The 12,447-nt window shown below is 49.5% G+C and carries 14 protein-coding genes; 11 read left to right on the forward strand and 3 right to left on the reverse strand.

Going from position 1 to position 12,447, the window contains the following annotated elements:
* Positions 1 to 251: 251 nt before the first annotated feature.
* Positions 252 to 983 carry a hypothetical protein gene (locus JW881_17980; protein ID MBN1699415.1) on the reverse strand — a complete coding sequence of 244 codons (732 nt, stop codon included), beginning with the start codon at positions 981 to 983 and terminating at the stop codon, positions 252 to 254.
* A 199-nt stretch (positions 984 to 1,182) separates the two neighbouring features.
* On the opposite strand from JW881_17980, the gene JW881_17985 reads away from it, so the two are divergent.
* Entirely contained in the window at positions 1,183 to 1,791 is a 609-nt protein-coding gene (locus JW881_17985; protein ID MBN1699416.1) for a C39 family peptidase, read from the forward strand.
* Between the two features lie 173 nt (positions 1,792 to 1,964).
* Here the strand turns inward: JW881_17985 and JW881_17990 are convergent, their stop codons facing one another.
* Positions 1,965 to 2,306, reverse strand: a complete 342-nt coding sequence (locus tag JW881_17990; protein MBN1699417.1) for a P-II family nitrogen regulator — start codon at positions 2,304 to 2,306, stop codon at positions 1,965 to 1,967.
* A gap of 101 nt (positions 2,307 to 2,407) precedes the next feature.
* Complete coding sequence (locus tag JW881_17995) at positions 2,408 to 3,748, reverse strand: ammonium transporter (protein ID MBN1699418.1); 1,341 nt, start codon at positions 3,746 to 3,748, stop codon at positions 2,408 to 2,410.
* A gap of 288 nt (positions 3,749 to 4,036) precedes the next feature.
* On the opposite strand from JW881_17995, the gene JW881_18000 reads away from it, so the two are divergent.
* The 10 genes from JW881_18000 (at position 4,037) to JW881_18045 (ending at position 12,312) form a co-directional block, all read left to right on the forward strand.
* Positions 4,037 to 6,091: a UvrD-helicase domain-containing protein gene (locus JW881_18000; protein MBN1699419.1), complete on the forward strand. Its 2,055-nt coding sequence runs from the start codon at positions 4,037 to 4,039 to the stop codon at positions 6,089 to 6,091.
* A complete protein-coding gene (gene gatC, locus JW881_18005; GenBank protein ID MBN1699420.1) occupies positions 6,084 to 6,395 on the forward strand; it encodes an Asp-tRNA(Asn)/Glu-tRNA(Gln) amidotransferase subunit GatC in 312 nt (103 codons plus the stop codon). The genes JW881_18000 and gatC overlap by 8 nt, the downstream gene beginning before the upstream one ends.
* Before the next feature lie 21 nt (positions 6,396 to 6,416).
* Complete coding sequence (gatA, locus tag JW881_18010; protein ID MBN1699421.1) at positions 6,417 to 7,844, forward strand: Asp-tRNA(Asn)/Glu-tRNA(Gln) amidotransferase subunit GatA; 1,428 nt, start codon at positions 6,417 to 6,419, stop codon at positions 7,842 to 7,844.
* Positions 7,844 to 9,298: an Asp-tRNA(Asn)/Glu-tRNA(Gln) amidotransferase subunit GatB gene (gene gatB, locus JW881_18015; GenBank protein ID MBN1699422.1), complete on the forward strand. Its 1,455-nt coding sequence runs from the start codon at positions 7,844 to 7,846 to the stop codon at positions 9,296 to 9,298. Before gatA ends, gatB begins: the two co-directional genes overlap by 1 nt.
* Positions 9,298 to 10,149: a hypothetical protein gene (locus tag JW881_18020; GenBank protein ID MBN1699423.1), complete on the forward strand. Its 852-nt coding sequence runs from the start codon at positions 9,298 to 9,300 to the stop codon at positions 10,147 to 10,149. The genes gatB and JW881_18020 overlap by 1 nt, the downstream gene beginning before the upstream one ends.
* Entirely contained in the window at positions 10,139 to 10,432 is a 294-nt protein-coding gene (locus tag JW881_18025) for a hypothetical protein (protein MBN1699424.1), read from the forward strand. The genes JW881_18020 and JW881_18025 overlap by 11 nt, the downstream gene beginning before the upstream one ends.
* A 117-nt stretch (positions 10,433 to 10,549) precedes the next feature.
* Positions 10,550 to 10,783: a hypothetical protein gene (locus tag JW881_18030; protein ID MBN1699425.1), complete on the forward strand. Its 234-nt coding sequence runs from the start codon at positions 10,550 to 10,552 to the stop codon at positions 10,781 to 10,783.
* A gap of 89 nt (positions 10,784 to 10,872) precedes the next feature.
* Complete coding sequence (gene rplM / locus JW881_18035) at positions 10,873 to 11,298, forward strand: 50S ribosomal protein L13 (protein ID MBN1699426.1); 426 nt, start codon at positions 10,873 to 10,875, stop codon at positions 11,296 to 11,298.
* A gap of 23 nt (positions 11,299 to 11,321) precedes the next feature.
* Positions 11,322 to 11,714: a 30S ribosomal protein S9 gene (gene rpsI, locus JW881_18040; protein ID MBN1699427.1), complete on the forward strand. Its 393-nt coding sequence runs from the start codon at positions 11,322 to 11,324 to the stop codon at positions 11,712 to 11,714.
* A complete protein-coding gene (locus tag JW881_18045) occupies positions 11,680 to 12,312 on the forward strand; it encodes a regulatory protein RecX (GenBank protein ID MBN1699428.1) in 633 nt (210 codons plus the stop codon). The genes rpsI and JW881_18045 overlap by 35 nt, the downstream gene beginning before the upstream one ends.
* Positions 12,313 to 12,447 lie beyond the last annotated feature (135 nt).

Raw genomic sequence — 12,447 nt, forward strand, 5'->3', positions numbered from 1 at the left:
ACAATAATAGCACAAATCATCGGGACTGAATATAAAAAAAAAATTTTTACGGGAATTGAACGTAATAGCTTCGAAAAATATTTTTCTGACATGCGACACTCGATTGCCTGTTTTTCTAAAATGAAAAACATGGCTTTCGGCGAGGTTTTCTCACAGGCAGCCGGCGGTTAAAGCATTGTGTTATTATAGTGGTATATTCATTCCGTTATTATTTTCATGTATGGGTATAACGGGTGTCATTTCGCTTTTTCTCAGAGGAGAAGAAGATTGACCAGAAAGAGGAGGTGGTTTCGCACATATCTTCCTGTTTCCAGCTCGATATCGATATCCCAGATAGTTCCCTGAAAGCCCTCCTGTTCCACGGTATGCAATGAAAGTTCTTTTGTCTGATCTTCCAGCTTTTTTGTCAGCGTACCGTAGAAGGACCGCTGGTTCGTGAAAAAACTCATTAGCCGGTCTATGTTCGATATTGTGTAAAATGCTTCATCGGATAATCGGTTTTTGAGTGTCTCATCATCGAGCAGCGTTTTAAAAATACTTTTTTTATTGAATGTCGCTCGATTGAGTGTCGAAAGAATCTCGTCGTAGTATAGATCGACCTCGGTTTTTATAATATCTCCGTCCTGGTCCGAAAAAAGGAATCCGCTTCGCCGAAGAAGGAGTTCGCGTATATGCAGAAGCAATTCGGTGATATGTGCGAGATAGCCGTCAGCTGTGCGATAAAAGGAGATCATATCGGTCTGGTTGGTAATGAGCGTTTCAAACTCCCGAATATGAGTTTCCAGTTTTGTGTAGATGGCGTAGTTCGCGGGATTATCGGGAAGAAGGTGTGTCCCGCCCGCAAGGCGTTGCGAGCTTTTTTGGGTATTTTCACCGGCGTTCTCAAGGATACGATTGAGATAAATGAGAGATGATTCCGCACGAAGAGTGGAAACAAGCATAACGGAAAATAAAATATACCATACATATCTATGCGGATGCATTAATGTCGCCTTTGCTATAAAGGTACTCCGGCGGTATGGTCTGCGTCAATAGAGAGTACAAATGTGATACTGAATTATTGGCGCTTCTGAAAACCTGCTTTACGGATTTTCAGAAGCGCCAATTTATTTGAATAATAAGATGTTTTTCATATATACTTCGTAAACGGCAACATCATTTCTGTTAACAAGGAGGATAAAAATGATAAAAGGAGCAAGACGCTGGAATGACCGGTATGAAACCTTTTATACCCAGACAAACAATCCGACTGAAGGGCTTTTAAAAAAACTTGTCAAAAAACTGACCGCCGGCTGGCTTGAAACATGCGGCCCCACCGCTGCATGTTCATGTCTTGCCGCGGTCGGTTATGGCCTTTCGATTACAACACCCGGAGGATACAGTCCTCAGCATGAAGAAATACTTTCCGATTTTTTGAATGATCCGCGCAATTACGCAAAGCTGGAAGAAATCCGAAAAGGGGTTGAACATATTCCCGGAAACAGGATTCCCCAATTTTATCCCTTTGCCGTAAAGGAAGTATACGGGGCAAAAGGGAAGTTTATGTGGCTCAAAGGGCTTGAGGAGATTGCGCGCATCCTGCAATCAGGAAAGGCGATACAGTTGTGTCTGAAAAAGCCGGGACATTATATTGCCGCGGTTGCCTATGACGATGAAACGAATGAGATCATATTCAATGATCCGTGGCCCCAACGGAGTGGTTTGAAAAAAGGCGGTTTTAACGAACGGATGGACCGGCGGGAATATGAAACGAACGTACATTCGTTCATTGTCGTCTACGAAGGGGTATGATTTTTTCGTCAATCTCCAATAACGCGTGAGGTAATGGAATCAGTAACGGAAAACAATTACGGGGACGAAATCAAAGGCGGCGGAACATTCGCCGTACTTGGAGAGGGAAAGAAATATTGATGCCGATAGAATGGGGCCGTCACGGAAGGCGTCCGGACGGCCCCGCCAACCGGCTAACCGATTGCATCCGAACCGGTTTCCCCGCTTCGAATGCGTATGCATTCCCCGAGATCGACGATGAAAATCTTGCCGTCGCCGATTTCACCGGTTCTGGCGCCGGAGGTGATCGCGTCAATGGTCGGTTTGACGAAATCCTCGTTCACCGCGATTTCCAGTCGAACCTTTTTCAACAGATTGACCTCGATATCGACGCCGCGGTAACGTTCGGTATATCCCATCTGCTGCCCGCACCCGACCGCATTGGTCACCGACATTTTATATATTTTCGCCTTGTAAAGTTCCTGTTTAACATCGGACAGTCTGTGCGGCTGTATATAGGCGATAATCAGTTTCATGGCATACTCCTTTCTTATCATACGGGAATGTCCGGTTCAACCCGCCGCATCACGCTTTTTTCCGGGTTGTCCGGATAAAAGTTCCCTCACGACAGTAACTGTTACTGTGTGATAAAAATCTGGAAACCGCTATAGGATTCCATACCGTGTTCCTCGATATCGAGGCCTTTGAGTTCTTCTTCCGGAGTGACCCGGAGGCCGATGGTTTTTTTGATCGCGAAAAAGAGGGCAAGCGAAGTAATCGCGACCCAGCACCCGACGCTTACGACACCTATGGTCTGCGTACCGAGAAGCCCGAACCCGCCCCCGAAAAACAGACCGTCGACACCGCCGTATGCCGATTCCGCGAACAGACCGACGGCGAGTGTGCCGAAAGCACCGCACACACCGTGTACGGATACCGCACCCACGGGGTCGTCGATGTGAAGCACCTTATCGATAAACTCGACGGACGCAACGACGATGATACCAGCCAGAAGACCGATGACGATCGAACTACCGGGTGAAACGGAGGAGCAGCCCGCGGTAATCGCGACCAGGCCGGCGAGTGCGCCGTTCAGCGACATGCTCGGATCCGGTTTTCCGAAACGCAGCCATGAAAAAATCATTGCGGAAATAGCCCCGGCCGCGGCGGCAATGCTTGTGTTTACCGCGATAAAGGCGATCGAGAGGTTCGTTCCCGCGGTTGTGCTGCCGGGATTGAACCCGAACCAGCCGAACCAGAGAATGAACACCCCCAGTGCGGCGAGCGGTATGTTGTGACCCGGAATTGCTTTTGTTTTCGTTTTACCGTTGATCTTGATGTACTTGCCTGTCCTTGGCCCGAGAACAATTGCCCCGGTCAAAGCGGCCCAGCCGCCGACAGAATGGACTACCGTGGAGCCGGCAAAGTCGACAAATCCGAGACCCGAAAGCCAGCCGCCGCCCCAGATCCAGTGGCCGACAATGGGGTAAATGAGGGCTGATATGACGGCGCTGTAGATCAGGTAGGAAATGAACTTTGTCCGTTCCGCCATTGCCCCGGAGACGATAGTCGCCGCCGTTGCGGCGAACACGCACTGGAAGATCCAGAATGCGAAGGTCCAGAGTCCGTCGGTCGTTGAGGGATCACCCCCTGAAAGCATGAATCCGCTTGTTCCAATCAGTCCCGCCGCGGAGACGCCGAACATGAGCGCAAAGCCGACAAGCCAGTACGCGATTGAACCGACGGAAAAATCCATGAGGTTTTTCATGATTATATTTCCCGCATTCTTAGCCCTGGTAAATCCGGTCTCTACCATCGCGAATCCCGCCTGCATAAAAAAAACCAGAAACGCCGCGATGAGTGTCCAGACAACGTCGATTGCGGTTTTATTCTGCATAGCCTGTATTTCTTCTTCCGCAAAAACTGAAAAAACCACAATAAAAAGAAGCAGAATAACGATGATTGTTCGCTTACCCATAGAAACCTCCTTGATACGATGATATATATTTTAAGCAACAACTGTGCCATCGGCCGGTTAATTCTGTAACTTATGGAATTATAGGAAATAAACTGTTGTCAATGATAAAAGAGAGAATGTGAATGAAATAAAAGTATACATTATAGAAGTATAAAAAGCTATAAGATACAAAAATGTAGTAAAATAAAACAGAAACGTCATTAATTCGGGAAAAAAGTAATAAAAACCTCATGATGTCATACACATATCTGTTGCAATATTTTGCGTATTATGTACACTGATTGCAGGATGCATTATCTGGATCTTCTGAATGAAAAACAGCGTGAAGCGGTTCTCCACCTGGGTTCACCCCTTCTCATCCTTGCCGGTGCCGGGTCGGGAAAGACCCGTGTTATTACGACAAAAATCGCGTGGCTGCTTGATGAAAAAGGCTATGATCCCCTGTCGATCCTGGCCGTCACCTTTACCAACAAGGCCGCCGATGAAATGAAAAACAGGGTGCTTGATCTGACCCCCCGCGCCGGGAACGTCATGATCCGTACCTTTCACTCATTCGGCGCGTGGCTGTGCCGCCGTCATGCGCATCTTATCGGACTTCCCCCGAATTTCACTATCTATGATCCCGACGATATGATCGCCCTCATCAAATCGATAACGGAAAAAAAGACACCGCTTTCCGAAATAAAACAATATGCGAATCTCATCAGTCGCGCGAAAGATATGTGTCTTTCGCCGGAAGACGATCTCTCGCCTTTTTCATGGGCATCGGGATTCGACGACATCTATCTGCGGTACCAAAAGCGACTGGAAGAAATAGGAAATCTCGATTTCGGGGACCTTATCATGAAACCGGTACGGCTTCTCCGTGATTTTCCCCGGGTTAAAGAGAGAATCCGGCAGCGTTTCGGGGTTATCCTTGTCGACGAGTTTCAGGACTCGAACGGGGCCCAGTTCGAACTGCTTTCCGAACTTTACGGCGGGAAAACCTACCTCTGTGTCGTCGGGGACGAAGACCAGTCGATATATTCCTTCAGGGGGGCGGAAGTGAAAAATATCGTCGGTTTTGCCGATGCCTTTCCGGGAACGACAGTCATCATGCTCGAACAGAATTACCGGTCGACCGCCACGATTCTGGAACTTGCCACCAGGGTGGTCGAGCACAATTCGTTCCGGATAGGCAAGAACCTCTGGACGGATAACGATGAAGGGGAACGGGCGGTTTATACCCGGCTCGCCAATCAGGAGGAAGAGGCCCTTTTCTGTGCGCACCTTGTGGAAGACGGAAACTTCGACAATACCGCGATTCTGTACCGGAACAATTACCAGTCGAGGGCGTTCGAATCACTTTTCCTCAACCTTAATATTCCGTATAAAATTGTCGGGACACTCAGGTTTTACGAGCGGGAGGAAGTGAAAGATGTCCTTGCCTATCTCAATTTTTGTGCCAATCCCAGGGACGAGGTGTCCTTCCGTCGCATAGTGAACAAACCTGCGAGGGGAATCGGTCCCAGGAGTGTGGAAACGGTTATCGGCTGTCACGCGGCGGATCTCCTCGCTTCCGCTGCCGGGGCGATCCCCCGGCTTTCTTCCAAAGCACGTGAAGCGCTTTCTTTTTTTATCGGTATCGTGGAAGAATCGATCTCGATGCTCGAATCGCATACGCTTTCCGAGGTGGTTCATCATCTTATCATCCGCTCCGGTCTTTACGACCATTACCATGAAAAGGACAAGATGAGTCACACATCAAAGGTCAGGAACCTCGAAGAGATCGTGAATGCCACAAGCAATTATCCGGGAGGGAAAGAAGGCCTTTCGGCCTTTCTGGAAACAACGTTACTCGGAAGCAATGACGAAGATCCTTTTTTACATGAGGGGAAGGTCACCCTGATCACGGTTCACAATACAAAGGGGCTCGAGTTTGACCGTGTCATCATCACGGGCCTCGAGGAAGGTCTTTTCCCGCACTGGAGGGAAGGAGATGATGAAGAAGAAGAGCTTGAGGAAGAACGGCGGCTTTTCTATGTCGGTGTGACGAGGGCGCGCAAATCCCTGTATCTGACGAGTTGTGCCAGACGGCTGGTTTTCGGTCATTACGACGACCGTTTCCCCTCCCGTTTTTTGTCCGAGATACCGAAGAAATGTCTTGCGGCCTCAGGTGATACGGGAGGGGGAGCGTATCGGGTGGGGAATCATGTGATGCACCCCGAATATGGTACTGGCATAATCGTCGGAAAATGGTATAATGACGAGGAAGAGATGGTACAGGTGAGGTTTTCGACCGGCAGGGAGGCCCGCTTCATCGCCTCCTATTCGAAACTGGAAAGGATATGTCCCGATGATTGACGACAAAACACTTCAGTCGATTCTCTTTTTAAGCAGACTCGATGTCAGCGACGAGGAGAAGGAACATTTCAGAAAACAGGTGGGGGATATTCTCGATTACGTCGCCCAGCTTCAGGATTACGAGACGGAAGGGATCGATCCCGATCTCGGGAAAGCCGTCACCGTCGACCGGCTACGGGCAGACAAAGCAAGGCCGGGATTCACGCACGACGATGTCGCCCGCTTCGGAGCCCATTTTTCGGACGGATTCTTTGTCGTACCCCGGATCATCGAAGATTTCCTCGAAAACAGGGATGAGGAGTAGCGTGTGGCGTCGATTGTCTGTATGACCCTCACGGAATTAAAGGCGGCCATGGAACGTGGTGATCTTTCGGCAAAGGATGCAGTCGCCGCCTTCAGGGACGAATATCTTGAGGATTGCAAGCACCCGCAGCCCCTCAACTGCTATATCGAGTTTTTCGACGACGCCCTCGCGAAGGCCGAAAAAGCCGATGCGGCGCGGGCGAAAGGGGAGGGGGGTGGATTGTGCGGGCTTCCCCTTGCCGTCAAGGATAACATCCTCGTCGAAGGGAAACCCCTTACCTGTGCTTCGGGGGTGCTTAAAGGATTTACCGCGCCGTATTCGGCGACGGTTGTCGACAGACTGGTTTCGGACGGTATGATTGTCACGGGAAGGACGAATATGGATGAGTTCGGTATGGGATCGTCCTGCGAATATTCGATATACGGCCCAACACGGAATCCCGTCGACAGGGAACTGACCCCGGGCGGAAGTTCGGGCGGGTCCGCGGCGGCCGTTGCCTCGCGTATGGCCCCCGCCGCACTGGGAACGGAAACCGGCGGTTCCGTCAGGCTGCCCGCCGCATTTTGCGGCGTATACGGGCTGAAGCCATCGTACGGCACCCTGTCGCGTTACGGGGTTGTCGCCTTCGGATCGTCGCTCGATCAGATCGGTATGCTTGCGCGTTCGCCTGATGATATCGCCCTGCTGCTCGCCTCGTGCAGCGGCGCGGACCGTCATGACGCGACATCGGAGGAAAGCGGTCTGGAAGAAATTCTCCCCTTGCGGCCGAAGGAGATCGGGGGGGTGCGGGCCGCCCTTCCCGAGGAGTTTTTCGGTGAGGGGATCGACCCTGAAATCAAGGAGAAGGTGAAAGCCTTCGCCTCATACCTCGAACGGAACGGCGCGGTCGTGGAGCCGCTTTCTCTCCCCATTCTGAAAAGCGCCGTCGCAATGTACTACATTATCGCACCCGCAGAGGCGTCTTCGAACCTGGCACGCTATGACGGCATCCGTTACGGATTCAGATCCGATGATGCCGTTACCCTCGAAGATCTCTACACATCTTCACGGAGTAAGGGTTTTGGAAAGGAAGTGAAGCGGAGAATCTTTCTGGGGAATTATGTGCTTTCTTCCGGATATTACGATGCCTACTATAAAAAGGCGCAGCAGGTACGGACGATTCTCTGTTCCGGACTCGCCGGTGTCTTCGATACATACGATATCATCGTCTCACCCACATCTCCCTGTACTCCGTTCAGAATCGGGGAAAAGGTCGACGATCCCCTGTCCATGTACCTCACCGATATCTGCACGACCTTCGTCAACCTCGCGCTTCTTCCCTCTCTCTCGGTTCCATGCGGGAAAACCCGTGCGGGGCTTCCGGTGGGCGTTCAGATCGTCGGGAAACGGTTTTCGGAAGCGCTTCTCCTTGGTATTGCCAAAACCTATCATGAATCGGGAGGGACCTGATGACCTTTGACGTGGTAATCGGGTGTGAAGTCCATGTTCAGCTTTTCACCGAAACAAAAGCCTTTTGCGGCTGCGGGAACACCTTCGGGGGCGTCCCGAACTCACGGGTCTGCCCGGTGTGTGCCGGTCTTCCCGGCGCGCTTCCGAGCCCGAACGCCAGGATGATCGAATATGCCGTACGCGCGGGCCTCGTCCTTAATTGTTCGATCGCCGGACTGACGAAATTCGACCGGAAGAATTACATGTATCCCGATCTTCCGAAGGGATACCAGATTTCTCAATTCGATATGCCGATCTGCTTCGACGGATTCCTCGATATTGAAGGAGAATGGGGAAGCAGGAAAATAGGGATCATTCGCGCACACCTCGAAGAGGATGCCGGGAAAAATCTACATTCTGAAGACGGTGCCGGCCTCAGTTACGTGGACCTTAACAGGTGCGGGACGCCCCTTCTCGAGATCGTTTCCGAACCGGATATGCGCAGTCCCGAAGAGGCGGTGGCCTATGTGCAGGAGATAAGGGAACTCATGGAATGGATCGGTGTGTCCGACTGTAATATGGAAGAAGGATCCCTCCGGTGCGACGCAAATATCAATCTCTGGATATACGAAGGAGAGAAGAAATACGCCACACCGATTACCGAGGTAAAAAACGTAAACTCCTTCCGGGCACTAAGGGCGGCCCTGCACTTTGAGGTCAAGCGCCAGCGCGCGGAATGGGAGGAAAAGCGGCTTACCCTTGAGGAGGTCGGAAAGGTAACGAGGGGATGGCATGAAGCCTCGGGGACCACGATTCTTCAACGGCACAAGGAAGAAGCATCCGAATACCGCTATTTCCCGGAACCGGATCTCAAACCGATTCTCGTTTCAAAAGCCCTGGTCGAGGAATTGAAAGCCGGTCTGCCCGAACTTCCCGCACGAACGAGAAACAGGTTCGTCACCGACTACGGCATTACAATGGAAGATGCCGTGCAATTGACCTCGAGCAGGGCCATGTCCTGTTATTTCGAAGATGCCTGCCGTGAATATGACGGTGAACCAAAGAAAATAGCCAATTGGATTTTGACCGAGGTCAACGGTATCTGTAATCAGAAAAATATCGGTATTGCGGAATTCCCCGTTCCGCCTTCCGGGATTCGTGAGCTTCTGGCAATGACCGATTCGGGCAGGATAAGCGGCAGGATCGCCAAATCGGTATTCGCTGAAATGGCTGAAACGGGAGCGGCGGCGGTGGAAATCGTGGAAAAAAATGGGCTTGCCCAGATTTCGGACAGGTCGACGCTCGAAGGGATCGTCCGTGAGGTAATTGCCGGGCACCCGAAGTCGGTCGAGGATTACAGAAACGGAAAATCGAATACCATCCGTTTTCTTGTCGGCCAGGTAATGAAGAAAACGGGGGGAAAAGCCAATCCCGGCATGGTCAATGAAATCCTCGAGGAAAAACTAAAACCATAATGGGCGTATCAGTGAACAATCAGGACCGGTCATCGGAAAACCTGTTTCAGGCCCTTCCCCTTGTTAAGAGGGCCAGAGCTTACAGACTCTACGATACAAAGGGGAACCGCTATCTCGATTTTTATCAGAACGGGGGGTACGCGCTTTTGGGGCACAGGGCATACAGGCTCGTGCCGGTCATGAAGAACGTGATGTCGAGGGGACTCGTTTTCGATATGAAATCGGTTTATAAAAACAGGCTGATACGGGCACTCCGTACGCTGGTTCCCGGCTACCATTGTGCCGGGATTGCCCCGTCGCAGGATGCGGCATGCCTCATCATTTCCCGTCTCATGAACCGGGTTATCAAGCCCGCCGATATCGTCGATCCCCTGCTTTCCGGGAGGAACGGCAGGATTTCCTATTGGCGGCCGTTCTGTGATCTTCATGACAGAACACCGGATGTTTTTATCCCCGTTCTTCCCTTTTCGATCGCGGGGGCTCCCGTGGTTATTTTATGGAAGGGGAAAGGGAAGACTTTTTTCCCCGATGAAACGCCGATTTCGCCCATGATTCTTGCCGGGATGCTGCGCGCCTATTACGATTTGAAAAAATACAAAATACCGGGGTGGTTGAAAGAAGATCTGTTCCCGGCTTCCGTTTCCTGGAAACAAAAAGGGATATATATTGTCGCCGGATTCAAACGGGAAACATACACATGGGTTTTTAATCGTTTTCTGGATGAGGGGATTTTACTCAATCCGGTATTCCCCGGCCCTAATATTTTCCCGGCCGAATTAACCCCCGGGGAATTGAAAAAAGCGATAAAGCTCTTTATAACGATACCAGGAGATAAAAAAGATGACATATGATAATATCCTGATTCTCACCAGGGTGATAACCGGAGCGGCACTCACCTTTATTGCGATTTTACTCTGGTCAAAAACAAGGGATCCTGCATGGCTTTGCATTATTATCGGGACTCTTTTTCTCTATGCGGAGATTGTCTATACGACAATGGAGACCTTCGGTATTATCGGTTCGGGATTCGCTTCCGTATATGGATTTCCGGTTTTTAAAATGTTTCTTGTCAATCTTCCCATGATTTGTTATGCAATCGGATTTATCCTGGCCATTGTCAATAAACAGCTTTAAAATCGAAAAACCCGGGTTTTTTGCCCAAAAAATCGAATTAATATATGAATTGATATTGACATATCTCTGAAAATATATAACTTTCTCATATAATTACATATATTTTTGGAGGAATAAATGATAGCGTTATTAATAGGATTGATTTTGGTACTTTTTTTCGTCTGGTCAATACTTCCATTTGATTTACCGATGGGACTTAATTGGGGCAAATACATTGTCGAATTTCTCCAGGGTGGAGGACCTATCCTCGCTCTTCTGATCGGTATTATTGCCTTTTTTATCGGTGTTGCGGATATAAAGGACAAAATGGAGGAAAAGAAGGAACTGAAAGAAGAAAAGAAAAGCGAATAAGTAACGGTTCCGACCCCTTGACATTACATTGACTTTCTGATAAAAATGATAGTTACACTATCTTAATAATATCACGGACATGAGAGGAAATGAAAACTATATTTGTTAAACCTAAGGATATTACTCACAAATGGTATCTTATTGATGCGGCGGGAAAGAGACTGGGCAGAGTGGCGGTAATGGCGGCATCGATTGTGCGGGGTAAACATAAAGCCATTTTTTCACCGCACATGGATACAGGGGATTTTGTCATTATTATCAATGCCGATAAAGTCGATGTTTCGGGACGCAAGAGAACGGACAAGATGTATCACAGGCATTCGGGGTATCCCGGCGGCCTCAAGACCGAGTCCTTTACTAAAGTAATCGGTCGTAAGCCGACGTTTCCGCTTGAGCATGCGGTAAAAGGGATGCTTCCCAAAGGGAGTCTTGGGAGAAAACTCTATAAAAACATTAAGATATATGCCGGTGAATCGCATCCCCATGAAGCCCAGAAACCGGAAATTCTTGAATAAGTAACCATAGAAGGAGCATATAATTGGCGGAAAATCTTTCAGTAGAAACAGGAAAAAGAAAAACAGCGATTGCCCGTGTGTTTCTGCGTAATGGTGAAGGTAAGGTCACCGTCAACGGAAAAAGTATTGATGATTTTTTCCCGGGGGAATTATTTAAAATACTTATCATGAAACCGCTTGAGGTTACCGACACTATCGGGAAATTCGATATCATGATCAAGGTTTCGGGCGGAGGTTTCGCCGGTCAGGCGGGAGCATGCCAGCACGGTATTGCGAAGGTCCTGTACAGGCATGATAAATCAAATCGCACGGCCTTGCGGGCAAACGGATTTCTTACACGGGATTCGCGAATGGTAGAACGAAAAAAATACGGTCGACGTGGTGCACGAAGACGGTTCCAGTTCTCAAAGAGATAACCTCACAATCATTCGTATCAAGCAGGCAAAAAAAACAAAAAGCAGCATTACCCTTTCCGACGAATCTTCGGTCGCGGTACTGCAGGAGATCATCGATATCAATCATATCAGTGAAGGGATGAACCTTTCGCGTGATGAAATAGAAGGGCTCGTTGTCCAATCCCTTTCCCTCGAAGCGGAGCGATACGCGCTTACCCTTCTCTCACGTATGCTTTATTCGACATTCACGTTAACGCTTAAACTCAAAAAGAAGGGATATGCCATTCATATTATTGAAAAGGTGATCCCCCGTCTCGAAGAACTCGGATATCTGGATGATATCGAGTTCGCGAAAGCCTGGGTGTGGTCGCGGCTAAAGCGGCGGCCTGAAAGCAGGAACGCGTTGTTCTCCGGACTCAGAAAAAAGGGGATCGACTCCTCTATCGCCGAATACGTACTTGAAGAGTCTTTCCCGGAAGAGAAAGAAAAAGAGAACGCCCTGTTGCTCCTGCAGCGTCTTAAGGATACGGGCCGGAGTGAGGAGAACATCATGAAAACGCTTTTTTCACGGGGATTTTCCATGAAAACGATACGCGAGGTTTTGAAGGAAAGGGAATAATGTAGCGTCTGTCTTGCTTGCGGAATATGGTGTAGTCCGTATATCCGTGGCGTCTAGACGCAGTACTTGACGCAGTACTTGACGCAGTACTTGACGCAGTACTTGACGCAGTACTTGACGCAGTACTTGACGCAG

This window comes from Spirochaetales bacterium (assembly GCA_016930085.1).
GTDB lineage: Bacteria > Spirochaetota > Spirochaetia > SZUA-6 > JAFGRV01 > JAFGHO01.